22 protein-coding genes and 1 pseudogene are annotated in these 23,581 nt (G+C 62.9%); 13 read left to right on the forward strand and 10 right to left on the reverse strand.

Annotation, left to right across the window (positions count from 1 at the left end):
- Positions 1-7: 7 nt before the first annotated feature.
- Positions 8-1,543: a leucyl aminopeptidase gene (locus FJ950_RS14280; protein WP_140617214.1), complete on the reverse strand. Its 1,536-nt coding sequence runs from the start codon at positions 1,541-1,543 to the stop codon at positions 8-10.
- A 364-nt stretch (positions 1,544-1,907) separates the two neighbouring features.
- Between FJ950_RS14280 and lptF the strand changes: the two genes are divergently transcribed.
- From lptF to rsmA, 6 genes are all read left to right on the forward strand, one after another.
- Positions 1,908-3,110, forward strand: coding sequence for an LPS export ABC transporter permease LptF (gene lptF, locus FJ950_RS14285; protein WP_140617215.1), 1,203 nt, complete (start codon positions 1,908-1,910; stop codon positions 3,108-3,110).
- Positions 3,107-4,192, forward strand: coding sequence for an LPS export ABC transporter permease LptG (gene lptG / locus FJ950_RS14290; protein ID WP_181171237.1), 1,086 nt, complete (start codon positions 3,107-3,109; stop codon positions 4,190-4,192). Before lptF ends, lptG begins: the two co-directional genes overlap by 4 nt.
- Entirely contained in the window at positions 4,192-6,633 is a 2,442-nt protein-coding gene (locus tag FJ950_RS14295) for an LPS-assembly protein LptD (RefSeq protein WP_181171223.1), read from the forward strand. The genes lptG and FJ950_RS14295 overlap by 1 nt, the downstream gene beginning before the upstream one ends.
- 88 nt (positions 6,634-6,721) lie before the next feature.
- The gene (locus tag FJ950_RS14300) at positions 6,722-7,654 is read left to right on the forward strand and encodes a peptidylprolyl isomerase (RefSeq protein ID WP_181171225.1); all 933 of its coding nucleotides are present in this window, start codon (positions 6,722-6,724) and stop codon (positions 7,652-7,654) included.
- A gap of 13 nt (positions 7,655-7,667) precedes the next feature.
- On the forward strand, positions 7,668-8,684 hold the full coding sequence (pdxA, locus tag FJ950_RS14305) for a 4-hydroxythreonine-4-phosphate dehydrogenase PdxA (protein ID WP_181171227.1): 1,017 nt from the start codon (positions 7,668-7,670) through the stop codon (positions 8,682-8,684).
- Complete coding sequence (rsmA, locus tag FJ950_RS14310) at positions 8,681-9,517, forward strand: 16S rRNA (adenine(1518)-N(6)/adenine(1519)-N(6))-dimethyltransferase RsmA (protein ID WP_140617220.1); 837 nt, start codon at positions 8,681-8,683, stop codon at positions 9,515-9,517. Before pdxA ends, rsmA begins: the two co-directional genes overlap by 4 nt.
- 50 nt (positions 9,518-9,567) lie before the next feature.
- Here rsmA and gmk read toward each other — a convergent pair whose 3' ends face one another.
- The 8 genes and pseudogenes from gmk to fabD form a co-directional block, all read right to left on the reverse strand.
- A complete protein-coding gene (gmk, locus tag FJ950_RS14315; RefSeq protein WP_023773399.1) occupies positions 9,568-10,224 on the reverse strand; it encodes a guanylate kinase in 657 nt (218 codons plus the stop codon).
- 21 nt (positions 10,225-10,245) lie between these two features.
- A complete protein-coding gene (locus FJ950_RS14320; protein ID WP_015318502.1) occupies positions 10,246-11,136 on the reverse strand; it encodes a YicC/YloC family endoribonuclease in 891 nt (296 codons plus the stop codon).
- 160 nt (positions 11,137-11,296) lie between these two features.
- On the reverse strand, positions 11,297-12,592 hold the full coding sequence (gene mltG, locus FJ950_RS14325; RefSeq protein WP_140617221.1) for an endolytic transglycosylase MltG: 1,296 nt from the start codon (positions 12,590-12,592) through the stop codon (positions 11,297-11,299).
- 102 nt (positions 12,593-12,694) lie between these two features.
- Entirely contained in the window at positions 12,695-13,957 is a 1,263-nt protein-coding gene (fabF, locus tag FJ950_RS14330; RefSeq protein ID WP_023773396.1) for a beta-ketoacyl-ACP synthase II, read from the reverse strand.
- A gap of 34 nt (positions 13,958-13,991) precedes the next feature.
- Positions 13,992-14,228, reverse strand: a complete 237-nt coding sequence (locus FJ950_RS14335) for an acyl carrier protein (protein WP_006203723.1) — start codon at positions 14,226-14,228, stop codon at positions 13,992-13,994.
- A gap of 212 nt (positions 14,229-14,440) precedes the next feature.
- The gene (gene fabG, locus FJ950_RS14340; protein WP_140617222.1) at positions 14,441-15,178 is read right to left on the reverse strand and encodes a 3-oxoacyl-[acyl-carrier-protein] reductase; all 738 of its coding nucleotides are present in this window, start codon (positions 15,176-15,178) and stop codon (positions 14,441-14,443) included.
- 31 nt (positions 15,179-15,209) lie between these two features.
- Positions 15,210-15,317: pseudogene (locus FJ950_RS29780) on the reverse strand (type II toxin-antitoxin system RelE/ParE family toxin); the annotation flags it as partial.
- 37 nt (positions 15,318-15,354) lie between these two features.
- Positions 15,355-16,305 (reverse strand): ACP S-malonyltransferase, encoded by a 951-nt coding sequence (fabD, locus tag FJ950_RS14350; protein WP_140617224.1) that lies wholly within the window; start codon positions 16,303-16,305, stop codon positions 15,355-15,357.
- 243 nt (positions 16,306-16,548) lie between these two features.
- Between fabD and FJ950_RS14355 the strand changes: the two genes are divergently transcribed.
- Complete coding sequence (locus tag FJ950_RS14355; RefSeq protein ID WP_140617225.1) at positions 16,549-18,510, forward strand: LTA synthase family protein; 1,962 nt, start codon at positions 16,549-16,551, stop codon at positions 18,508-18,510.
- Positions 18,511-18,562: 52 nt separating this feature from the next.
- Here the strand turns inward: FJ950_RS14355 and FJ950_RS29520 are convergent, their stop codons facing one another.
- Positions 18,563-18,709, reverse strand: a complete 147-nt coding sequence (locus FJ950_RS29520) for a hypothetical protein (RefSeq protein WP_181166406.1) — start codon at positions 18,707-18,709, stop codon at positions 18,563-18,565.
- Positions 18,710-19,086: 377 nt separating this feature from the next.
- On the opposite strand from FJ950_RS29520, the gene rpsF reads away from it, so the two are divergent.
- The 6 genes from rpsF (at position 19,087) to FJ950_RS14385 (ending at position 23,473) form a co-directional block, all read left to right on the forward strand.
- Positions 19,087-19,575 (forward strand): 30S ribosomal protein S6, encoded by a 489-nt coding sequence (gene rpsF, locus FJ950_RS14360; RefSeq protein WP_015318508.1) that lies wholly within the window; start codon positions 19,087-19,089, stop codon positions 19,573-19,575.
- A complete protein-coding gene (gene rpsR, locus FJ950_RS14365) occupies positions 19,575-19,823 on the forward strand; it encodes a 30S ribosomal protein S18 (protein ID WP_006203718.1) in 249 nt (82 codons plus the stop codon). The genes rpsF and rpsR overlap by 1 nt, the downstream gene beginning before the upstream one ends.
- A gap of 212 nt (positions 19,824-20,035) precedes the next feature.
- Positions 20,036-20,620 (forward strand): 50S ribosomal protein L9, encoded by a 585-nt coding sequence (gene rplI, locus FJ950_RS14370; protein WP_015318509.1) that lies wholly within the window; start codon positions 20,036-20,038, stop codon positions 20,618-20,620.
- A 177-nt stretch (positions 20,621-20,797) separates the two neighbouring features.
- Positions 20,798-22,090, forward strand: coding sequence for a cyclopropane-fatty-acyl-phospholipid synthase family protein (locus FJ950_RS14375; protein ID WP_140617226.1), 1,293 nt, complete (start codon positions 20,798-20,800; stop codon positions 22,088-22,090).
- A 90-nt stretch (positions 22,091-22,180) separates the two neighbouring features.
- Entirely contained in the window at positions 22,181-22,504 is a 324-nt protein-coding gene (locus FJ950_RS14380; protein ID WP_015318511.1) for a YnfA family protein, read from the forward strand.
- 3 nt (positions 22,505-22,507) lie between these two features.
- The gene (locus FJ950_RS14385; RefSeq protein ID WP_140617227.1) at positions 22,508-23,473 is read left to right on the forward strand and encodes a small ribosomal subunit Rsm22 family protein; all 966 of its coding nucleotides are present in this window, start codon (positions 22,508-22,510) and stop codon (positions 23,471-23,473) included.
- Positions 23,474-23,581: the final 108 nt, after the last annotated feature.

Consider the following 23,581-nt stretch of genomic DNA (forward strand, 5'->3'; position numbering starts at 1 on the left):
ATGAACGTCAGCTCTCGTAGTGATCACGCACCAGCCGGTCCAGCAGCCGAACGCCGAAACCCGAACCCCAGGACTGGTTGATCTCGTTCAACGGCGAGCCCATCGCGGTCCCGGCAATATCGAGATGCGCCCAGGGTGTGTCCTTGACGAAGCGCTGCAGGAACTGCGCGGCAATGATCGCGCCGCCATAGCGGCCGCCGATGTTCTTCATGTCGGCATTCTTGGAATCGATCAGCTTGTCGTATTCGGCGCCGAGCGGCATGCGCCACAGCCGTTCCTGCGTTGACTGTCCGGCCGCGGTCAGCCTTTGCGCCAGTTCGTCGTCGTTGGAGAACAGGCCGGCATAATGCAGGCCGAGCGCAACCATGATGGCGCCGGTCAGCGTTGCCAGGTTGACCATGAATTTCGGCTGGAAGCGGTCGTTGCAGTACCACAGCGCGTCGGCCAGAACGAGGCGCCCTTCCGCGTCGGTGTTGAGCACCTCGATGGTCTGTCCGGACATGGAGGTGACGATGTCGCCGGGGCGCTGGGCATGACCATCGACCGCGTTTTCGACAAGACCGATGATGCCGACGACATTGGCCTTGGCTTTGCGCGCGGCAAGCGCATGCATCAACCCGGTCACGGCGGCGGCCCCGCCCATGTCGCCCTTCATGTCCTCCATGCCCGAGGCCGGCTTGATCGAATTGCCGCCGGTGTCGAATGTGACACCCTTGCCGACGAAGGCGACGGGCCTGTCCTTGGGCTTGCCGCCGTTCCACTGCATGACCGCCATGCGGGCGCCCCGGGGCGAGCCTTGCGCGACGCCGAGCAGCGAACCCATGCCGAGCTTCTTCATCTCCTTCTCGGTCAGGATCTCGACGTTGACGCCGAGTGCCTCGAGTTCCTTGGCGCGGGCCGCGAACTCGACAGGTCCCAGCACGTTTGCCGGTTCGTTGACGAGATCGCGCGCCAGAAGCACACCGTCGATCACCGCCTCGGCATCGGCGAAAGCTTTCTTGGCGCCTGCGGGGTCGGCGGTATGGATGGTCACCTTGACCGGCTTTTTCGGATCGGGCTTACCGTTCGCTTGGCCGCCCCCCTGGCCGTCGTCCTTATCCTTCCTGGTCTTGTACTTGTCGAAGGAATAGCTGCGCAAAAGAATGCCCGCCGCGAGGTTCGCGGCATCCTTGCCATCGGGCGAAGCGCCGGCCAGGTCGAGCACCACGGCCACGTCGGTTGCCTTGCGCAGCGATGCCGCAATGGTGCCGCCGAGCTTCAGCCAGGCATATTCGTCGAGCCCCGCGACCTTGCCGGCGCCGATCGCGACCAACCTGTCGAGCGACGTCGTTTCCGGCGCGAGGATTTCGACGATGCCGGCGAGCTTGCCGGTAAACTCGGCGATCGGGAAAGCCCGATCCAGCGTCTTGCCCGGATCGTAAGCCCTGGCCGCATCGCTCAGGCCGCCATTATCCGCCGACAGCACGAAGACCGTGCCCTTCCTGCTCGCCGCCGCCTGGGGCGCGGCGAATTTCGCAAAGGCGATCGACGGTCTCGGGTTCATCATGTCCTGCTTTCGGGGATTGGGCGACTTTGCGCGAAGCGGTTTGAAGTGATCCGCGACATTTGGTCGTTTTCCGGCATTTGGCAAGACTTTGCCAAAATGGCTACCCATACGAGACGTGGAATCGAAGGCGATTCGTCGCGGCACGGCCCCGCTTCATGCCGCAACCTGTTGTTAACCATCGATGTTCGTCCTTTCTTATCCATTGCCGCCGACACTCCGACCCGCTGCGGCACGCGACGTGGGACGGGAACCGGATCGCCTGCCTGATGCAGCCCAACGGAGCCAGTTGTGCGGGCGTCGCCGGACAGCTACCCTTAGCGTGGTGGCATGATGCCGTTCGAGAAAATCGAGTAAAGCCTTCATGAAGGTCATTGAACGCTACATCATGCGGCGCACTTTCGTTGTCTTCATCGCAGCGCTGGTCTGGACGCTGGCCATCGTGTGGACGACGCAGGTGCTGGCCAAGATCAATCTGGTCACGGACAGCGGCCAGTCGGCCTTGACCTTCTTCGAGGTCGCGTCTCTCATTCTCCCTTCCATCGTTCCGATCGTCGTGCCTTTCGCGCTCGTGGTGGCGGTCGCGCAGACACTCAGCGTGATGAATTCGGATTCGGAACTCGCGGTGGTCAATGCATCGGGTGCCTCGCGCTGGACCATCGTGCGGCCGATCATGCTGCTGGCGCTGGCCGCCAGCGTCTTTTCGTTCGCCGTGGACAACGGCATCGACCCCTATGCACGACAGAAGAACCGCGCCCTGGTGGCGGAGTCGCGCGCCGACCTTTTGTCGCTGATCATTCAGGAAGGCACCTTCCGCAAGATCGAGGAAGGACTGTTCCTGCAGATTGGCGAGCGGCTTCCCGACAACCGGCTGGGTGGCATCTTCGTCGCCGATTCCCGTGAGGAAGGCGTCAATCTCGTCTATTATGCCAAGACCGGCAGCATCATCGAGCGGGGCGGCGAAAAGGTGCTGATGATGAACGACGGCGTCATCCATCGCAAGACGCTGACAGGCGACCTCAGTGTCATCCGGTTCACGTCCTATGCCTTTGACATGTCGGCCTTCATGTCGGCGGCCAACCAGGTGACGCTCCTGCCAAAGGACCAGACCACCCAGTACCTGCTCAATCCAAGCCCCAACGACAAGAACTACCAGCAAAGTCCGCAGGAGTACCGGGCGGAGGTCGACCAGCGGTTTTCGGAATGGACATACTCCATGGTTTTCGCACTGATCGCGCTCGCGGTCGCGGGAGACGCGCGTTCGCATCGCGAGGCGCGCGTCAATCCGCTGATCACCGCCATCGCGATATCGCTGTTCGTACGCTGGCTGGGGTTCTTCGCCGCAAGCAAGGCCGACGAGGTCCCGCAATATTCCTATGTGGTCTATGGTATACCGATCGCGGCTTCCGCGGTGGCGATCTGGTTCATTGTGTCGAACCGGACCATGGAACTGCCGGTTGCCTGGGCGGACTGGATGACAAACCTGGCCAGCCGCATCGGTGACGGGTGGAATGCCCTCAAGTCTCGTTTGTCCAGGCGCGACACCTCGGGCCAGGGAGTCGGCTGATGGGCTGGACGCTGGGCCGTTACTTCTTCTTCCGTTACGTGGCGATCACGATCTGGTTCTTCATCGGCCTTCTGGCGCTGGTGTTCCTGATCGATTTCACGGAATTGTCGGGCCGCACCACTGGCCTGCCGGGCTTCACCTATGGGACGGCGATGGCGATTTCAGGCCTTCGAATGCCCATGATCATGCTGCAGACGGTGCCGTTTGTCGGCTTGTTCTCGGCGATGGCGACGCTGGTTTCGCTCAACCGGCGTTACGAACTCGTCATCGCGCGGTCCGCGGGCGTCTCCGCCTGGCAGTTCCTTTTGCCGTGCTGCATCGGCGCATTGCTGTTCGGCGTCGTGTCGGTCGGGATCATCAACCCGCTTGCCGCCCACGCTTTCTCCTTGTCCGAACAGATCGAGACCGAGCTGCGCTCCGGCAAGTCCAATACCGTTTCAGCCGATGCCGCGCCCTGGATTCGCCAGAAAACCAGTTCCGGCGACACGATCATCGGCGCGCGGGCCATCCTCGACCAGGGCCTGGAGATGGCCGACGCCGTGTTTTTCATCCTCGACCAGCAAGGCAACATCGTCGAGCGCAAGGACGCCGCACGGGCCTACCTGCGCGACGGCTATTGGGAATTGCAGGATGTAAAGACGTTCAGGAACGGCACCATCCAGCCCGTCGCGAGCGATCGTGTGCAGACCAATCTGAAGCCGGAATTCGTGCAGGAGCGGCTGGCGCGCCCGGAGACAATTCCCTTCTATGACCTGCCCGGAAAAATCGAGGTTGCCCGTTCCTTCGGCCTCAAGGCAAATGCCTTTGCCATGCAGTTTGATTCGCTGGTGGCGTTGCCGTTCCTGCTCGTCGCCATGACGCTGATTGCGGCAACAGTTTCAATGCGATTTGCGAGGATGGGACAATCGGCAACGATGATTCTGGGTGGCGTCGTTGCCGGGTTTCTGCTTTATGTCGTTTCGGTGCTGGTGAAGGCGTTCGGCGTGGCGGGGTTCGTGCCGACTGCCATAGCCGCCTGGGTGCCGGTCGTGGTAGCTATGTTCTTCGGGGTGACTTTCCTGCTATACAAGGAAGACGGCTAGTGAGGGAGGCGTTTTTGCCCAGCGACAGGCAGGCCCATTTGGCGCGCCTTTATGCGGCGAGCGCCTTGGCGTGCCTGCTTGCCTGCGGCGTCCCGCTGCCGGCCTTCGCGCAGGAGGTCGGCAACTTGGCGACCACCGTTCCATCCGGTTCGCAGATGCTGCTGGCCGCCGACACGCTGGAATACAACAACGACAACCAGACCGTGACCGCCGTCGGCGGCGTGCAGATCGACTATGGCGGCAACCGCCTCGTCGCCCAGAAGGTCGTCTACAACCGCAACACCAAGCGGATGGTTGCCAGTGGCAATGTCGAAATCGTCAACAGCGACGGCACGAAGATCAATTCACAACACATCGACATCACCGACGATTTCGCCGACGGTTTCGTCAACGCGCTGCGCGTTGAAACGGTCGACAAGGCCTATTTCGCCGCCGAAAGCGCCGAACGCATGGGCGGCGTGCTGACCACCTTCCACAATGGTGTCTACACCGCCTGCGAACCGTGCGAGGACAAGCCCGACAAGGCGCCGACATGGCGCGTCAAAGCCAGGAAGATCATCTGGAACGGTGAGAAGAAGACGGTTCGCTTCGAGAACGCGAATTTCGAGTTCTTCGGCTTTCCGCTGGCCTACCTGCCGGCGTTCGAGATCGCGGATCCCACGGTGAAGCGCAAGAGCGGCTTCCTGATCCCCAGCATCGGCTACAACAGCCATCTGGGGTATAGCGTCAAGGTTCCCTATTATTTCGCCCTTTCGCCGACATATGATCTGACGGTGACCGGAAGCGGTTACACCAAGCAGGGCTTCCTCGGCGAAGCCGAATGGCGCCAGCGCTTCAACAACGGCGAATACACATTTAAGGTCGCCGGGATCCAGCAGCAGGATCCGGACGCTTTTCTCGATGCCGCCGGTTTTCCGCCCTCCGGGAACAATGTGAATTCAGGCGCGGCCGGCGATCCGAACAAGTTCCGCGGCATGATGGGCACGCAGGGGCAGTTCGCCATCAACGAACGCTGGAATTTCGGCTGGGACGTGTTGCTGCAGACCGACAAGAACTTCTCGAATACCTACAACATCGCCAAGTACAATTCATACGTCCACCAGTCGTCGGTCTATTTGACCGGTCTGAACGACCGCAACTATTTCGACGTGCGCGCCATGCATTTCGAAGTTCAGGAAAACACGCCGAACGACAATGCCGCCGCGAGAAGTGGCCAGCAGCCCTGGGTGCTGCCCTCGCTTGATTATGCCTATATCCCCGACACATCGGTCGGCGGCGGCCAGTTGTCGCTCAACGTCAACACGCGCGTCATCCGCCGCGAAGATCTCGACGAGGCTTTCAACACGCCATACGACTCTTCTACGCTTGCTCAGCGCGTGCGCGGCATCGAAGGCGAGTCCGGCCGCCTCACCGCCGAGGCCGAGTGGAAACGGAGCTTCGTCACTGATGACGGGCTGGTATTGACACCGCTGCTGGCATTCCAGGGCGACGTTGATTACGTCCGCGCTTCATCAGCTTCGCTTGCGGCCATTCAGGAGATGGCCGCCAACCCTGTGATAAATACCAGCGAAGACATGCGCTCGTCCTTTGCCCGCTACATGGCGACCGCCGGGCTCGAGATGAGCTGGCCGCTGTTGTTCTCGCTGGCCAGCGGGTCGAGCCACGTTGTCGAGCCTATGGCACAGGTGTTCCTGCGTCCGAACGAACAGTATGTCGGCGGCCTCTCCATTCCCAATGAAGACGCGCAGAGCATGGTTTTCGATGCGACCACGCTGTTCGAGCGCGACAAGTTCTCCGGTTATGACCGTATCGAGGGCGGCTCGCGTGCCAATGTCGGGCTGCGCTATTCCGGCTCCTACATCAATGGCTGGGGCACCAATGCCATCTTTGGCCAATCCTATCAGATTGGCGGCGAGAACTCCTTCGCGGCACCCGACCTGGTCAATGTCGGCGCAAATTCAGGCCTTGAGACCACCAAGTCCGACTATGTCGGCCTGTTTGGCATAACCAGCCCCAATGGATTCGCGGCCTCGGTCAGCGGCCGGTTCGACGAACAGAGCTTCGAGATCCGCCGCGCCGAGCTGAAAGCTGCCTACTCCGGCCTGCCGGTGTCGTTGAGCGCCAAGTATGCCTTCATCCAGGCGCAGCCGCTCTACGGTTTCACCACCGACCGTCACGAGGTCACGCTCGGCGCATCCACGCATCTTGCCGAGAACTGGCGCGTGTTCGGGACAGGAACCTACGATTTGCAGGAGGGCCTGCTGGTCAAGGACGGGGTGGGCTTCGCCTACAACGATTCCTGCTTCACCTACCTGATGACGTACGCGCAGTCGCGTGACCTGAACACCAGGGAAGTGACGCAAAGCATCGGATTCAACCTCTCGTTCCGCACCCTCGGCGACTTCGGCTCGTCGAGCAACGGAGTCGACACCATCCAATAGGCGGCGACATCGTTTCGCCGCATAGGGCTGGCACGGATTCGCGCATCCGGAAGGGGACGGAACTGGCGGAGCCGGGAATAGAATTGGGATGCCAAGGATGAGGAAATACCTCTTTTCAGCAGGGTTCGCGTTGCTTGTGGCGGCGACATCCGTGTCAATGACCGTCATGACGCCGCCGGCTTTCGCCAGCGAGATCAAATACGTCGTCAACGACATACCGATCACCACCGGTGATATCGCCCATCGTGCCGCCTTCCTGAAGCTGCAGCGCAAAAAGGGGGATGCTGGCCAGGAAATGATCGACCAGACGCTCCGGCTCGCCGAGGCCAGGCGGCTTGGCATCCGCATCAGCGATGCACAGGTCGAGGCCGCCTATCAGCGCTTTGCCACCAACAACAAGATGCAGCGCGGCCAGCTCGACGGCGTCATGGAAAAATCCGGCGTCGGCAAGGACCATTTCAAGGAGTTCATCCGCGCCCAGATGGCCTGGAACCAGGCCTTGAGCGCGCGCTACCGTTCCGGCGAAGGCGGCAGCGTGACCGAACAGGACGCGGTGCGACGCATGCTCGACAAGGGCGGCGCCAAGCCGAGCGCCATGGAATACATGCTGCAGCAGGTCATCTTCGTCGTGCCGGCGGCCGAACGCAGCGCGACGCTGGCCAAGCGCAAGCGCGAGGCCGACGCCATGCGCGCTCGCTTCAACGGCTGCAACACGACGCGCGAGTTCGCCAAGGGCCTGATCGACGTCACGGTTCGTGATCTCGGCCGGGTTCTGGCGCCGCAACTGCCGCCAGACTGGGCCGAGCAGATCAAAGCGACCAAGGTCGGCGGCGCCACCGTTACGCGCGAGACCGAACGCGGCGTCGAATTCATCGGCATCTGCTCGTCGCGCGAAGTGTCCGACGACAAGACCGCCCAGATGGTGTTCCAGAGCGAAGGCTCCAACGACAAGGCCGCCGACGATCTCAGCAAGAAATATGTCGACGAACTGAAGGCCAAAGCCCGCATCGTCAAGCGCTGACGTGAGTAGCGCGATGACCGCGCTGGCGTTGAGTGTCGGCGACCCATCCGGTATCGGCCCTGAAATAGCCATCGCCGCCTTCCTTGCGCGTGACGCTGTCGGCTTGCCCCCGTTCTATCTGCTGGCCGACCCGGCTGTGGTCACCGCGCGCGCGCGCCGCCTTGGCGTTTTGCTGCCCGTCGAGGAGGTGACGCCGGTGCAGGCGATCGAGGTCTTTGGCCACGCCTTGCCCATCGTTCCGCTGACGGCGCGCTTCATCGACAGCCCCGGCCGGCCGGACCCGGCCAATGCGGCCGGCACCGTCGAAGCGATCGACCGAGCGGTCGCCGCCTGCCTTGCCGGTGAGGCCGCCGCGGTCGTGACCTGCCCGATTGCCAAGAAGCCGCTCTATGATGCGGGCTTCCTTTTTCCCGGCCACACCGAATATCTGGCGCATCTCGCGGCTCGGCACAGCGGCGTCGAGGCGATGCCGGTAATGATGCTGGCAGGCCCCGACCTGCGCACGGTTCCCATCACCATCCACATCGCCCTGGCCGAGGTGCCGAAAGTCCTGAGCACCGAATTGATCGTCGCGACCGCGCGCATCACCGCGGCCGACCTTGCCAGCCGCTTCGGCATCGCCAGGCCGCGGCTCGCCATTGCCGGCCTCAATCCGCATGCCGGCGAAGGCGGCTCCATGGGCACGGAAGACGAGCACATCGTGCGCCCGGCGGTCGACATCCTGCGCGCCGAAGGCATCGATGCTTTCGGCCCCCTGCCCGCCGACACGCTGTTCCATGCCCGGGCGCGGGCGGGCTACGACGTGGCGCTTTGCATGTATCACGATCAGGCCTTGATCCCGGCCAAGGCGCTGGCCTTCGACGAGGCGGTCAACGTCACGCTGGGCCTGCCCTTCATCCGCACCTCGCCCGACCATGGCACCGCCTTCGACATCGCCGGCAAGGGCATTGCGCGGCCCGACAGCCTGATCGCGGCGCTGAAGCTCGCCAGAAAACTCGCCGACACCGACGCAAGGGCGGCGGCCGCATGAGCATCGATGGGCTGCCGCCGCTGCGCGACGTCATCGAGCGTCATGGACTGCAGGCGAAAAAGGCGCTTGGGCAGAACTTCCTGCTCGACCTCAATTTGACAGGCAAGATCGCGCGCAGCGCCGGCGACCTGACAAATGCCACGGTGATCGAGGTCGGGCCCGGGCCCGGAGGGCTGACGAGGGCGCTGCTTTCCAACGGCGCCCGCCGGGTCGTCGCCATAGAGCGCGACGAACGCTGCCTGGCAGCGCTTGCCGAAGTCTCGGCTCATTACCCCGGCCGGCTGGAGGTGATTTCGGGCGACGCGCTGAAGACCGACTTCGCCGCCCTCGCCACGGCGGCTGGAGATAGTAGGCAGGTGCGGATCGTGGCCAATCTGCCCTACAACATCGGCACGGAACTGCTGGTCCGATGGCTGACGGTCACGGACTGGCCGCCCTTTTACGCCTCGATGACATTGATGTTCCAGCGCGAGGTCGCCCAGCGTATCGTCGCAGCGCCCGACAGCGACGCCTATGGCAGGCTGGGTGTGCTCGCTGGCTGGCGCACGCAGGCCAGGATCGCCTTCGACGTGCCGCCTCAGGCCTTCACGCCACCGCCCAAGGTCACCTCTTCGGTGGTGCATCTCGAGCCCCGCGCGACACCCCTGCCCGCCGATGTGAAGAAACTCGCTCGGGTCACGGAAGCCGCCTTCGGCCAACGCCGAAAAATGCTACGGCAGAGCGTGAAAAGCCTCGGCGGCGAGGCCTTGCTCGAACGAGTGGGGATCGACCCGACACGACGCGCCGAAACGCTTAGCGTCGAGGAGTTCGTGCGGCTGACTAATGCGGTGTAGCTCTCTTCTCGCCGCTCACGCAGGGCTATCCGGGAGAAGGAAAAAAGCGGTCAATCCGTCTTCTCGTCCAGCAAGCCCGACACGAAATCGAAAAGACCTGGCCGGCGGTCGCGGCGCAGCCGCTCGGCCACGACGATGCCGCGTACTTCGGCGAAAGCACGGTCTAGATCGTCGTTGACGATGACGAAGTCATATTCCTTCCAGTGCTCGATCTCGTTGCGGGCGTTCTTCAGCCGCGTTTCGATGACTGCTTCCTGATCCTCGGCGCGGCGCTTCAGCCGAGCCTTCAATTCCTTCATCGACGGAGGCAGGATGAAGATCGAGACGATGTCGGCGCGCATCTTCTCCTTGAGTTGCTGGGCGCCCTGCCAGTCGATGTCGAACAGCATGTCGCGTCCCTGCGCCAGCGCCAATTCGGCAGGTTCGCGCGGCGTCGCATAGCAATTGCCATGCACCTCGGCCCATTCGAGCAGCGCGTCGGAATCACGCAGCCGCTCGAATTCGCGCATCGTGCGGAAATGGTAGTGAACGCCCTCGATTTCCGAGCCGCGGCGAGGCCTTGTGGTGACCGAGACTGACAGTTCGAGGCTGGAATCGCTCTCCAGAAGGTTGCGAGCGATCGTCGACTTGCCGGCACCCGATGGTGACGACAGGACGAGCATCAACCCCCGGCGGCGGATGCGGGACCCCAAATCCCTGGCAACCATCGGTTCCTTGGCAACCATCGGCTACTCCAGATTCTGGACCTGTTCGCGAAACTGGTCGACGACCGCCTTCAGTTCCAGTCCGATCGCGGTGACGGCGGCGGCATTCGACTTCGAACACAGCGTATTCGATTCGCGGTTAAATTCCTGTGCCAGAAAATCGAGCTTGCGGCCAACGGCGCCGCCGCCCTCGAGCAAGGCCCGGCCAGACGCGACATGCGTTTTCAGCCGGTCGATCTCCTCGCGAATATCGGCCTTGGTTGCAAGAAACGCCGCCTCCATGTGCAATCGGCTTGCATCCAGATTGGCGGATGCATCCATCAACAGCCTGACCTGCTCGGCGATGCGTTCGCGGATCGCCGCCGTATCGCGCGACGGATCCGCTTCCGCGCGCAGGGTCAGTGTCTCGATGACGTCGATATGACCGGACAAAAGCAGGGCCAATGCGGCACCTTCGCCTTGCCGGGCCTGTTCCAGGCCGTTCAGCGCCACGTCGAGCGCGGCCATGATGGCGGTGTCGAGCGCGGCCCGCGCCTCGTCGGTTTCGATGGTTTCGGGAACGTCGAGCACACCACGCAGCGACAGCAAACCGTCAGCCGTTGCGGGCGCGACGCCGAACTGTTCCTGCAATCGCTTGGCCAGGCCGGCAAGATCCTTCAAAAACACCTCGTTGACCACAGGTTGCGCCTGCGCGCCGGCGGCACGGCCGATGGTCAGCGTCGCCTGGAAGTTGCCGCGCGCGAAACGCTTCTGCAGCGTTTGCCGAAGCACAGGCTCCAACCGCTCGAACCCCTGAGGCAGCCGCAACCGCACCTCGACGCTCTTGCCGTTGACGGATTTGACTTCCCAGGCAATGGAGGTGCCGTCATGCTCGGCGACGGCGCGCGCAAAACCGGTCATGCTCTGCAAATTCATGTCGCCTGCACATCCCTGGCGCCTCACCCCGAAACCGGTTTTCCGGAGGGACGAGTGCGGCTTAACTTAAAATGACCATTCCGCGAATACGTCGAAATTGGACGCCTGGCGTTCCTTCAAATGTCAGGCCGCCGCCTTCCAGGCAACGCTTTTCTTCGCCTTACTGGGCCGCGCCCGCATCACCGCCAGCATCGCCATTGTCGCCATCGATGCCGCTGTCAATGGCAGGCTTCTCGTCAGCTGGCTTCTCGTCAGCTGGCTTGTCGTCAGCAGGCTTGTCGGCACTGCCGCTGGCACCGGCGGCAGCAGCGGCCTTGGCTGCCTCATCGGCGTGCTTCTTCTGCAGCGCGCGATAGCGGGCGACGTTTTCATTATGCTCGTTCAGCGTCGAAGCAAAGACGTGACCGCCCGTGCCGTCGGCGACGAAATAGAGATCGTCGGTCTTCGACGGGTTGGCCACGGCCTCGAGGGCCGCGCGGCCCGGATTGGCGATGGGCGTCGGCGGCAAGCCGCTGATCACATAGGTGTTGTAAGGCGTCTGCTTCTGGATGTCGGACTGATAGATCGGGCGATCCGCCGGCTTGCCCTTGCCGCCAAACAGACCGTAGATGATGGTCGGATCGGACTGCAGGCGCATGCCCTTGGCCAAGCGGTTCAGGAAGACGGCGGCCACGCGCGAGCGTTCGTCGCCCTTGCCGGTTTCCTTCTCGACGATCGAGGCCAGGGTGACAAAGTCCTCGACGCTGGCCAGGGGCAGATCCGGCGCGCGCCGCTGCCACACCTCATCGACCAGTTTCTTCTGATCGGCGAGCAGCTTGTCGACCATCTGCTGACGCGTTGCGCCACGCGTGAAGCGTAGCGTGTCGGTGGCAAGGCTGCCTTCAGGGGGTGTCTTCGCCGGCATATCGCCGCTCAAAGCCGGTTCGTCGGCGATGCGCTGCAAGGCCTGCTCGACCGTCAGCCCCTCGGGAATAGTCAGCGAATACATCACCGACTTGCCGCTCTTCAGCAGTTCCATGATGTCGCGCATGGATGCCCTGGGCTTGATCTCGTACTCACCGGCCTTGAGCGCGGAATCGTTGCCGAAGGCACGCACCCCGAGGCGGAATACGCGGGCGTCGCTGATCAATCCGCGGCGCTCGAGCTGGTCGGCAATGTCCTGGACGCCGGTGCTGGGCTTGACGAGGAAAGTGTCGCCATTGGCGGATGGGCCGGGTTCGGTAAACTCCTGCTTGCCGAAATAGAGGGCCACGCCCGCCGCCAGAACGATCAGCATCACCGCCGAGATGACGAAGTTCATGAACACGACGACCTGGCTGCGCGAAGCACGCGAGCGTTTCGGCGGCGGTGTTCCGGCTTCCGGCCGCAAGGCTTCGCTGGCCGTCTTCGGCACGATCGGCCCGGTGTTCGCCGGCCTTTGCCCGAATTCTCCGTTGCCCGACGGATTAGTGTTCATGTCGCCCTACCGTTCGATCTCTCAACGAATCCCCTGCGGCAGAGTAGGGGCGAATATGGCAAAATTGACGACACGCCAAAGCATTGCCCGGTAACCGGACCGTCAGCCATTATACCGCTGGAAGACGAGCGAGGCGTTGGTGCCACCGAAGCCGAAGGAATTGGACAGTGCCACGTCGATCTGGCGGGCGCGTGGCTTGTTCGGCACCAGGTCGATCGCCGTTTCGCGTTCTGGATTGTCGAGGTTGATGGTCGCCGGTGCGATATTGTCGCGGATGGCGAGGATCGAAAAGATCGCTTCGGCCGCGCCTGCCGCTCCCAGCAAATGGCCGATCGACGACTTGGTCGACGACATCGAAATCTTCGACGCCGCATCGCCGACCAGCCGCTCGACGGCGCCGAGTTCGATCGTATCGGCCATGGTCGAGGTGCCGTGCGCATTGATGTAGTCGACATCGGCCGGCGTAAGCTTTGCCCGGTTCAACGCCGCCGTCATGCAACGGAAAGCACCGTCGCCATCTTCAGCCGGTGCGGTGATGTGGTAGGCGTCGCCGGTCAGGCCGTAGCCGGTCACCTCGGCATAGATCTTGGCGCCGCGCGCCTTGGCATGCTCAAGCTCCTCCAGCACGAGGACGCCGGCGCCCTCGCCCATGACGAAGCCGTCACGGTCGCGGTCGTAGGGCCGCGAGGCCGTTTGCGGGGTATCGTTGCGCTCGGTCGACAGCGCCCGGCATGCGGCGAAGCCGGCGAGCGACAGCCGGGTCACCGGCGATTCGGCGCCGCCAGCCAGCATGATGTCGGCATCGCCGAAGATGATCAGCCGGGCGGCGTCGCCAATGGCGTGCGCGCCGGTCGAGCAAGCGGTGACGACAGCGTGGTTGGGGCCTTTCAACCCGTGCCGGATCGAAACCTGGCCCGACACGAGATTGATGATGTTTCCGGGAATGAAGAACGGGCTGATGCGACGCGGGCCGCGTTCCTTGAGGATGATCGCGTTCTCGGCGATGCCCTCAAGACCGCCGATACCGGAGCCGATCAGCACACCGGTGGCGCAACGCTCCTCCTCGGTTGAAGGCTGCCAGCCGGAATCCTTCAGCGCTTCATCGGCGGCCGCGATCCCGTACAGGATGAAGTCGCCGATCTTGCGAAGTTCCTTCGGCTCAAGAATGGCTTCGGGATTGAGCGTGCCGTTGGAGCCGTCGCCGCGCGGAATGACGTGGGCGATCTTGCAGGCAAGATCGTCCACCTCGAACTCGGTGACGCGCTTGGCAGCGCTGCGGCCGGTCAGCAGTTCCTTCCAGCCGTGCTCGAAGCCCATACCGAACGGCGAAACCAGGCCAAGGCCCGTGACGACGACACGCCTCATCGCAGGTCCTCCCCGGTGACGACTGCGAAAAGCGTCAGGCCGAAGCCTTGTCGATGTACTTCACCGCATCGCCGACCGTCAGGATGGTCTCGGCCGCGTCATCGGGGATCTCGACGCCGAATTCTTCTTCAAACGCCATGACGAGTTCAACCGTGTCGAGGCTGTCAGCGCCCAGATCATCGATGAAGCTCGCCTGCTCCGTCACTTTGTCGGCATCGACGCCAAGGTGCTCGATGACGATCTTTTTGACGCGCTCTGCGGTGTCACTCATTTGGGGCATCCTCGTCTATTGTTTGTCTGTCTTCGTTAGCGGGCGGAATGCCGCTAATCAAGCTGAAAGATGGTCCTGCCGGAAACGCAACGGCCACGGACCGGTTTTTGCCCGAACCGCCGGGTTGCGGGCCGCATTACACGAAAAATAGCCGAGGTCCAAGCCGAAATGGTGGGTTTTCACAGCCCGTCGGCGTTGCTGTCGGGCCTCGCTCAGATCATCGCCATACCGCCATTCACATGTATGGTCTGCCCGGTTACGTAGGCGGCCTCGTTCGAAGCCAGATAAGCAACGGCGGACGCCACTTCGGCACTGGTGCCCATGCGCTTGGTGGGGATCGCCGCCATGATCGCCTCTTTCTGCTTGTCATTGAGCTTGTCGGTCATCGCCGATTCGATGAAGCCCGGCGCGACGCAGTTGACGGTGATGTTGCGGGTGGCGATCTCCTGCGCCAGCGATTTGGACAAGCCGATCATGCCGGCCTTGGAGGCGCAGTAATTCGCCTGGCCGGGATTGCCGGTCACCCCGACCACCGAAGTGATGTTGATGATACGGCCATGGCGGCGGCGCATCATCGGGTGAGTGAGTTCACGGGTCAGCCGGAAAACGGCGGTGAGATTGACCTCCATCACCGTATCCCAGTCGGCGTCCGACATGCGCACGAACAGGCCGTCCTTGGTGATGCCGGCATTGTTGACCAGGATGTCGACGCCCTCGAGATCCGCCTCCGCCTTCTGGCCGAGTGCCTTGACCTCGTCACGGTTCGACAGGTTGGCCGGGAACAGCTTGACCCGGTCGCCCAATTCGGAGGCCAGCGTCTCCAGTTTCTCAACGCGCGTGCCGTGCAGGCCGACGGTCGCGCCTTGCGCATGCAACACCCTGGCGATCGCCTCGCCGATGCCCCCCGATGCGCCGGTGACAAGCGCCTTGCGGCCGGTCAGTTCGAACATCTCTTGTCCTCTTCTCAAATCGTACGGACGGTTATCGATAAACATCACCCCGATGGCCAATCGTTACCACCAGAATGACCAGCCGCTTGTCCTGTACATCGCAGATTACGCGGTAATCCCCAATCCGATATCTCCAAAAAGTCGTCAAAGAAGATGTCGGCGGCGAAGAATTCAAGTCACAGCGCAGCCACAGCCGCCTCGACCTCGGGTGCGGAACCCACGGAGGCGGTGGCGATGTCGCGGTTGATGCGACGAGCCAGTCCTGAAAGCACCTTGCCGGCACCGATCTCGTAAAGCGTGGTGACGCCGTTGGCGCCGAACCATTCCACCGTTTCGCGCCAGCGGACGCGACCGGTCACCTGCTCGACCAGGCGCCCGGCGATCCCGTCGGGATCGGTCAACGGCTGCACCGATACGTTGGACACCACGGGAACGATTGGCGCGGTCTTTGTCACGCCGGCAAGTGCCTCGCGCATGACATTGGCGGCCGGCGTCATCAAGGCGGAATGGAAGGGCGCCGAAACCTGCAGCATCAGCGCCCGTTTGGCACCTTTTTCGGTGCACAGTTTCGCTGCCAGTTCAACCGCCGCCTTCGCGCCTGATATGACCAGTTGGCCGCCGCCATTGTCGTTCGCCACCTGGCAGACGGCCCCCCTGCCAGCCCCCAGGGCGGCCTCAGCACAGGCGGCTTCGACATCGGCCTGCTCCAACCCGATGATCGCCGCCATGGCGCCCTCGCCGGCCGGCACCGCTGCCTGCATGGCGTTGCCGCGGATGCGCAGCAGGCGGGCGGCATCGGCAACGGAAACGAAGCCGGCGGCGGCGAGTGCCGAATATTCGCCCAGCGAATGGCCGGCGACATAAGCGATCTTGTCCTTCAGCGAGAAGCCGCGCGATTCCATCGCCCTGATGGCGGCAAGCGACACCGCCATCAGCGCCGGCTGCGCGTTGGCCGTCAGCGTCAGCGTCTCTTCGGGACCTTCCCAGATCAGCTTCGACAGGTTTTCGCCGAGCGCGTCATCGACTTCCTGGAAAATCCTGCGTGCCTCGGGAAAGGCATCGGCAAGATCCTTGCCCATGCCGACAGCCTGGCTACCCTGTCCCGGAAAGGTGAATGCAACGGCCATGCGAGGGCTCCCCTGACTGGTTTTGCTTGCCTGATACTACGAATTTTCCCTGCCTGTGACGCAAGGCAGGCCGCCAAGTCAAGCCACTTCAGCCCATGCCAATGGGCCTATCCCCGCGCGAGTGCCTGTTCCGAAAGGCTTTTTGGCGATCACACCTGATGAAAACCGCTCACGAATCGTTCGCTGGCTCTTCTTATTTCCGCCACAGGCGCTAGCTTTGCGTGACAATTATATGACAATCGAATGACGTGGGTTGTCTCTGGGCGGGAAGTTGAAGTGGCAAAGAGTTTCAAACGTGCCGGCAACGCGGCGCCGCAGTTCCTGGAAGACGATCCGTCCACCGGCTATCTGCCGGGCCGTAGATGGCCTGTTGTCCGCTACGGGCTGATCAGCCTGGCGATCTCGGCCGTCTTGGTGTTCGCCATCGAACTGATCGTGCGCGGTGATGTCGCCGGCACCGTTTCCTTCTTCCTGCAGCCGTTCAAGCCGGGCTGGACAACCATCGTCGTCTTCGCGCTGGTCCTGATCGGTCTCGACGCGGTGCTCGGCCGCAGTCATCAGAGCCTGATGATCGTCGCGCCGCTGACCTTGTCGCTGGCCTTTGTCGGCCACCAGAAGTCGCATTATCTCGGCGATCCGCTCTACCCGACAGATTTCCTCTACGCCCGCCAGATCTTCGCCCTGCTGCCGCTCTTGGTGCGCGAGCGGCCAATGACGGCGCTGGCCATGGTCGCGGGCATCGTCGCCGGCTTGTCCCTGCTCGTCTATGGCTGGCGGCTATGGCGCCGCAAGGTTCCGGCCCTCAGCCGCAAGGGCCGCCTTGCCCGGCTGACGCTGGCGGTGCCGCTGCTCGCCTTCTTCGTCTCGATCATGGATTACGCCACCTTCTCGTGGACCAGGGACCGGCTGCAGATCATCCCGATCATGTGGGACCAGAAGGAAAACTACGCCTCCAACGGCTTCGCGCTCGCCTTCGCGCTCAACGTGCCGATGGCGCATGTCTCGGCACCGCCGGGCTATTCCGACAAGGCGATCGCGGCGATCGAGCGGCCCGAGGTGACCGCCTCGGTGCCGGCCCAGAAGCCGGACATCATCATCGTCATGAGCGAATCCTTCTGGGATCCAACCAAGCTGCCCGGAGTCACCATCACTCCCGATCCGATGCCCAATGTGCGGGCGCTCCGCTCGGGCTCGATGTTCTCGCCCGAATTCGGCGGCATGACCGCCAACATCGAATTCGAAGCGCTGACCGGCTTTTCCAATGCTTTCCTGCCGGCCGGCAGCATCCCCTACCAGCAATATGTCCGCACCCCGACGCCGTCGATGGCGACCTTCCTGAAGAGCCAAGGCTACAGGGCACGCGCCATCCATCCAGGCACGAACTGGTTCTGGAACCGCGGCGCGGTCTATGCCGATTTCGGTTTCAACGACTTCAAATCGGAAGAGACGCTGCCGCCCATGGAAAAGCGCGGACCGCTGGCATCCGACGCGGCGATGACCGACGAGATCATACGCGAAGCGGACGCCAGCGAGGACCCGGTGTTCTTCTTCGCCGTCAGTCTGCAGAACCACGGCCCCTATGAACCGAACCGTTATTCGAATCCGACCCATTCGGTGCAAGCGCCGATCAGCCAGTGGGCGCGCGACTCGCTGCTCTCCTACGCCGAAGGTTCAGCCGACGCGGACCGCGGCCTTGAACGGCTGATCGAATGGGCCAAGAGGCGCGAGCGGCCCACGATTGTCGCCTTTTTCGGTGACCACCTGCCGCCGCTCGGACCGGTCTATGTCGAGACCGGCTTCCTGAAGGACAACGTCGCGCCGCGCAAGGAACCGACGCCGGAAGCCGCCCTCGAACATCACGCGACACCGCTGATCATCTGGTCGAACCGCTCCGGCCCGGTCGAGAATCTGGGCACGGTCAGCCCCGCGTTCCTGCCCTATCATATCCTCACCGCCGCCGGCATCACCCACCCTTACTACACCGGTTTCCTGGGCGAGATGCGGGAGCGCTATCGCGTCGTCGACCGCAACCTGCTGCTCACGCCGGCCGGGGCGGCCACGCCAGACTGGTCGCGTCAGAAAGAGATTGACCCGGCGATCCGCGACTTCCGGCTGATCCAGTACGACATGATGTTCGGCAAGCGCCATGCCGCGCCCGACTTCTTCCCCGAAACGGTCGACAAGATCGTCGCCCATACGAGTTGAGCCGATCGGCGGGCGCTTAATTTCCCCTGCCGCCCGCCTTCGGAGCAGCCGCTCAGTTCGTCAATTGCAGCTTCGAAAATTTGTTGGCGATCTGCAGAAACACGTTCGGCAGCTTGGCCGGATCATCGATGGCATAATAGTCGCTGGGATTCGAGGCGGAGGCGCTGTAATGGGTGCGGTTGGCGACCGTTGACGGCATGGCTCAACCCTGTGCGACCTGACATTGCGGTTAAGGGCCGGTTGCCGGGAAAATCGCCGGCCTGCCGGGCGCTGCTACCTGGGTTCCTGCGGCCTGCGACATCAGGGATGCCGCTTGGCCTTGCTTTATCAGCGGATTGCTTTATAGACGCCGCCAATCTGCCGGTCCCAGCTGGGGGCTGAACGGAGGGCCGGAGGTTTTTTCGAGAACCTTCGTGTGAAGCCAGAAGCGTTTCCGCCTCCCGTGTCTCCGCTCTCGACCGTCTCGTCATGCTCCTTTCTTCCCCGCGCCTTTCGAGGCACATGCGGGTCAGAGAAGTTGCAGAGGCTTTTGCCGCCGGGAACCGGGAGAGAAACGAAGAAAGGCACCAAGACATAATGGCTCTTTACGAACATGTGTTTCTTGCCCGGCAGGACCTCTCGCAGCAGCAGGTCGATGCGCTTGTCGAACAGTACAAGGGCGTCATCTCAGCGAATGGCGGGTCCGTCGGCCGGGTCGAGAACTGGGGACTGAAGTCCCTCACCTACCGGGTCAACAAGAACCGGAAGGCATACTACACGCTGATGGACCTCACCTGCCCGCCGGCAGCGCTCAACGAGATGGAGCGCCAGATGGGTCTGTCCGAGGACGTGCTGCGCTTCCTGACCATCAAGGTCGAGGCGCATGAGGAAGGCCCTTCGGCCATGATGCAGAAGCGCGAAGAGCGCTCCGAGCGTGGTGGCTTCGGCGATCGCGACCGTGGCGATCGGCCGGCCCGCAGCTTCGGCGACCGCGGCGATCGTGGCCCGCGTTCGTTCGGCGATCGCGAAGGCGGCGACCGTGGTCCGCGCCGTCCACGCGAAGGTTTTGAAGGGGGTGCAGAATAATGGTCGACATCAACCAGATCCCGACCCGGCGCCCTTTCCATCGCCGCCGCAAGACCTGCCCGTTCTCCGGCGCCAACGCCCCGAAGATCGACTACAAGGACGTGCGTCTCTTGCAGCGCTACATTTCCGAGCGCGGCAAGATCGTGCCGTCGCGCATCACCGCCGTCAGCCAGAAGAAGCAGCGCGAGCTCGCCAAGGCGATCAAGCGCGCCCGTTTCCTCGGCCTGCTGCCCTACGTGGTTCGCTAAGTCTTCCGAACGGGCGGTTCGCCGCCCGTTCCTTTCACCGGCCATGACGGGCATGACCGGTTAGCATCAAATCCCGAGTTGAGGTCAAACCTCTAACTGCCGCGACAGGCAGGACAGCGACACCGGCGGCAACGCCTTTTTGCTTCCTGACCTGTTCCAGAGAATTCGGCGTCGGCCTTGTGGACGGACGCCCAACCAAAAGGAACATAATCATGGACGTCATCCTTCTCGAACGCGTCTCCCGCCTCGGCCAGATGGGCGATACCGTCAAGGTCAAGGACGGTTTTGCCCGCAACTTCCTGCTGCCGCAGGGCAAGGCGTTGCGCGCCAACGAAGCCAATAAGAAGAAGTTCGAAGGCCAGCGCGCCCAGCTCGAAGCCCGCAACCTCGAGCGCAAGTCGGAAGCCGCAGAGGTTGCCGAAAAGCTGGACGGCAAGAGCTTCATCGCCGTTCGCTCGGCCGGTGAGACCGGTCAGCTCTACGGTTCGGTGTCGACGCGCGATATCGCCGACCTGCTGACCGCGGAAGGCTTCACGGTCAACCGCAACCAGATCCAGCTCAACCAGCCAATCAAGACCATCGGCGTCACCAATGTGGCAATCGCGCTGCATCCGGAAGTCGAAGTCACCATCACGCTCAACATCGCCCGCACGGCTGACGAAGCCGAGCGCCAGGCCAAGGGCGAGACGCTGACCACCGCCGAAGCCATTTATGGCGACGACATCAACGACAATGCGCGGCCGGAAAACTTCTTCGATCCGAATGCCGAGTTCGAAGGCGGCGAAGAAAACGCCTGATCACATACGCTCCGAGCGCCGGACCAGCGCTCCGATCGTGCTGTCGATTTCCAGTCATTTCTGGACCAATGCCCGGGCCTCTCGCCCGGGCATTTTTGTGCCAAAAGGAACTTTTCGAAACCCTATATATTGATGCAGAGTAGGACAGCCTGTCTGACCGTGAGGGGACACCGGACCATGAATATTCTGTTGAAGCGCGTTCTCGACCGCCTGGTGCGCACGGGCAGTCTCAAGGTAACCGGGCCGAAAGGCACGACGTTCATCTTCGGCGACGGCAGCGGCGAGCCGGTGCACATGCACATCAAGACCAGGCATGCCGAGCGCGCCATCACCTTCGATCCGATGCTGGCGGTGCCTGAATCCTACATGGACGGCGAGCTGGACATTCTCGAAGGCGGCGTTCTCGGACTGATGCGCATTGCCTTCCAGAACATGGGCAGCGGCGGCATCGACGCGACGTGGTCGAAAGCCATCGAGGGCCTGCGCCACGCCTTCCGCCGCCTGCAGCAGATCAACACCACCTCGCGCTCGCGCCGCAACGTGCAGCGCCACTACGATCTGTCGGGCGAGCTTTACCGGCTCTTCCTCGATGAGGACATGCAGTATTCCTGTGCCTATTTCGAGCAGCCGGACATGACGCTCGACGAGGCGCAGGCCGCCAAGAAACGTCACATCGCCGCCAAGCTCAGGCTGAAGGCCGGCCAGACAGTGCTCGACATCGGCTCCGGCTGGGGCGGGCTCGGCCTCTATCTGGCCAAGGCCTTCGATGTCGACGTGCAAGGCGTGACGCTGTCGACGGAACAGCATGGCGTCGCCACCGACCGGGCCCATGCGCAAGGGCTGGAAAATCACGTCCATTTCGAACTGAAGGATTATCGCGAGCTCAACGAACGCTTCGACCGCATTGTCTCGGTCGGCATGTTCGAGCATGTCGGCGTCAACCATTACCGCACCTTCTTCGACAAGGCGGCAACATTGCTGAAGCCTGATGGCGTCATGCTTTTGCACACGATCGGCCGCTCCGGCGTGCCGTGGGCGACCAGCGCCTTCATCCGCAAGTATATTTTCCCGGGCGGCTACATCCCGGCGATGTCCGAGGTGCTGCCGGCGATCGAGAAGTCCGGCCTCGTGGTCACCGACGTCGAAATCCTGCGGCTCCATTATGCCGACACGCTGAAGCATTGGGGCCAGCGCTTCGCAGCCAACCGCGACAAGGCAAAGGCGATCTATGACGAACGCTTCTGCCGCATGTGGGAGTTCTATCTGGCCGCCTCGGAAGCTGCCTTCCGTTGGCAGGACTTGGTGATTTTCCAGTTCCAGATCGCCAAGAAGAACGACACGCTGCCGATGACGCGCGACTATATGGCCAAATGCGAGAAGGCGCTGGAGTTGCGCGACATGGGCCGCCGCGAGGCGGCTCCTGTCGAGAAGTCCGCCAAGCCCGCCCGCCGACGCAAGGTGGCGGAATAGGGACAGCGCTGACGGGACGCATTATTGGCGCTTGCCATTATAGGCTCCTGCCCCGAAAAAGGCCTCGTGATCGTCGCGAGGCCTTTTTTCATGACCTATCTCCTCTACACAGCCGCGGCGCTTGCCGAGATCGCCGGCTGCTTTTCGGTGTGGGCGTGGTGGCGGCTGGAGAAATCGCCGCTCTGGCTGCTGCCTGGCTTTGCCTCTCTGATTGTGTTCGCCTGGCTTCTGGCGTTGGTCGACACCAATGCAGCCGGCCGCGCCTATGCCGCGTATGGCGGTATCTACATCGCTGCCTCGCTCGCCTGGTTGTGGCTGGCCGATGGCGTGCGGCCCGATCGCTGGGACCTTGCCGGCGCGGCGCTCTGCATGGCCGGCGCCTCGATTATCCTGCTTGCACCCAGGGGGGCATAGGCCATGGAGCTGCCGGCCGCTCTTCGACAGGGCGTCGATCGCCTTTTGGAAAAGGTGGCGCTGCCGGACCTGAAGCAGGCGGCGAAAACCCTGTCCGACCGCTACCGCGCCGAATTGCGCGACGGTCGCCTGCATATGGCGCAGGACATGGCGGTCAAGGCCTATCTGACGACGCGCATGCCGGCGACCTACGCCGCGATCCGCGCCAGCCTCGATGCGCTCGCCGAAGCCCGGCCGGATTTCGCACCCACGACGTTGCTCGACGTCGGCGCCGGTCCCGGCACCGTGCTTTGGGCCACCAGTGATCTCTGGCCTGAACTGGAACTGGCCACGCTGCTTGAGGCGAGTGCCGCGGTGCGCAAGGTCGGTGAGACGCTTGCCGCCGATGCGATCACGGCCCGGACCGTCTGGCGGGCCGGCGATGTCACGACGGACATTGCCGACCTCCAATCCGCCGACCTCGTCACATGCGCCTATGTGCTGGACGAGATCGCGCCGGCGTCCCTGCCCAAAATGGTCGACCGGCTATGGCAACTCACCAAGGACACGCTGTTGATCGTCGAGCCGGGCACGCCGGCGGGCTGGCTGCGCATTCTAGCTGTACGCGCACAATTGATCGCGGCCGGCGCGCATGTGCTGGCGCCCTGTCCGCACGAGGCGCCCTGCCCGCTCAACCCGCCGGACTGGTGCCACTTTTCCCGCCGCGTAGCCCGCTCGCGCCTGCACCGCCTGGCCAAAGAGGCGGAAGTACCGTGGGAAGATGAGAAATTCATCTATGTCGCCGCTTCGCGCCAGCCGGCTGCCTTCCGCGCCGCGCGGGTCATCGCGCCGCCGAAACCCGGTTCCGGCAAGGTCGTGCTCAAGCTTTGCGAGCCAAATGGCAGCGCCGGCGAAAGGCTCTTCACCAAACGCGACGGTGACGCGTTCAAGGCGGCGCGGCGGGCGGATTGGGGCGATGCACTGGCGTGAGGATGAAAGAGACACGACAGCCTCGCAATTCGGTGTCGCCAGCGCTCACTTTCCTGTTTTGTTCTCCTGCGAGAAACGCTAAGTTGCCAACTCTCGATTCGAGTCAAT

Origin of the sequence: Mesorhizobium sp. B2-3-14, assembly GCF_006442175.1 — a bacterium.
Lineage (GTDB): Bacteria > Pseudomonadota > Alphaproteobacteria > Rhizobiales > Rhizobiaceae > Mesorhizobium > Mesorhizobium australicum.

Coding starts and splice junctions, on each gene's coding strand:
- mltG (WP_140617221.1), bottom strand. CDS start 12,592: ATGAACACTAATCCGTCGGGCAACGGAGAATTCGGGCAAAGGCCGGCG.
- FJ950_RS14300 (WP_181171225.1), top strand. CDS start 6,722: ATGCCAAGGATGAGGAAATACCTCTTTTCAGCAGGGTTCGCGTTGCTT.
- gmk (WP_023773399.1), bottom strand. CDS start 10,224: ATGGTTGCCAGGGATTTGGGGTCCCGCATCCGCCGCCGGGGGTTGATG.
- rpsR (WP_006203718.1), top strand. CDS start 19,575: ATGGTCGACATCAACCAGATCCCGACCCGGCGCCCTTTCCATCGCCGC.
- pdxA (WP_181171227.1), top strand. CDS start 7,668: ATGACCGCGCTGGCGTTGAGTGTCGGCGACCCATCCGGTATCGGCCCT.
- FJ950_RS14355 (WP_140617225.1), top strand. CDS start 16,549: ATGACGTGGGTTGTCTCTGGGCGGGAAGTTGAAGTGGCAAAGAGTTTC.
- FJ950_RS14385 (WP_140617227.1), top strand. CDS start 22,508: ATGGAGCTGCCGGCCGCTCTTCGACAGGGCGTCGATCGCCTTTTGGAA.
- fabF (WP_023773396.1), bottom strand. CDS start 13,957: ATGAGGCGTGTCGTCGTCACGGGCCTTGGCCTGGTTTCGCCGTTCGGT.
- rsmA (WP_140617220.1), top strand. CDS start 8,681: ATGAGCATCGATGGGCTGCCGCCGCTGCGCGACGTCATCGAGCGTCAT.
- FJ950_RS14320 (WP_015318502.1), bottom strand. CDS start 11,136: ATGAATTTGCAGAGCATGACCGGTTTTGCGCGCGCCGTCGCCGAGCAT.
- fabG (WP_140617222.1), bottom strand. CDS start 15,178: ATGTTCGAACTGACCGGCCGCAAGGCGCTTGTCACCGGCGCATCGGGG.
- lptF (WP_140617215.1), top strand. CDS start 1,908: ATGAAGGTCATTGAACGCTACATCATGCGGCGCACTTTCGTTGTCTTC.
- rpsF (WP_015318508.1), top strand. CDS start 19,087: ATGGCTCTTTACGAACATGTGTTTCTTGCCCGGCAGGACCTCTCGCAG.
- FJ950_RS14335 (WP_006203723.1), bottom strand. CDS start 14,228: ATGAGTGACACCGCAGAGCGCGTCAAAAAGATCGTCATCGAGCACCTT.
- FJ950_RS29520 (WP_181166406.1), bottom strand. CDS start 18,709: ATGCCGTCAACGGTCGCCAACCGCACCCATTACAGCGCCTCCGCCTCG.
- FJ950_RS14375 (WP_140617226.1), top strand. CDS start 20,798: ATGAATATTCTGTTGAAGCGCGTTCTCGACCGCCTGGTGCGCACGGGC.
- rplI (WP_015318509.1), top strand. CDS start 20,036: ATGGACGTCATCCTTCTCGAACGCGTCTCCCGCCTCGGCCAGATGGGC.
- FJ950_RS14380 (WP_015318511.1), top strand. CDS start 22,181: ATGACCTATCTCCTCTACACAGCCGCGGCGCTTGCCGAGATCGCCGGC.
- FJ950_RS14280 (WP_140617214.1), bottom strand. CDS start 1,543: ATGAACCCGAGACCGTCGATCGCCTTTGCGAAATTCGCCGCGCCCCAG.
- fabD (WP_140617224.1), bottom strand. CDS start 16,305: ATGGCCGTTGCATTCACCTTTCCGGGACAGGGTAGCCAGGCTGTCGGC.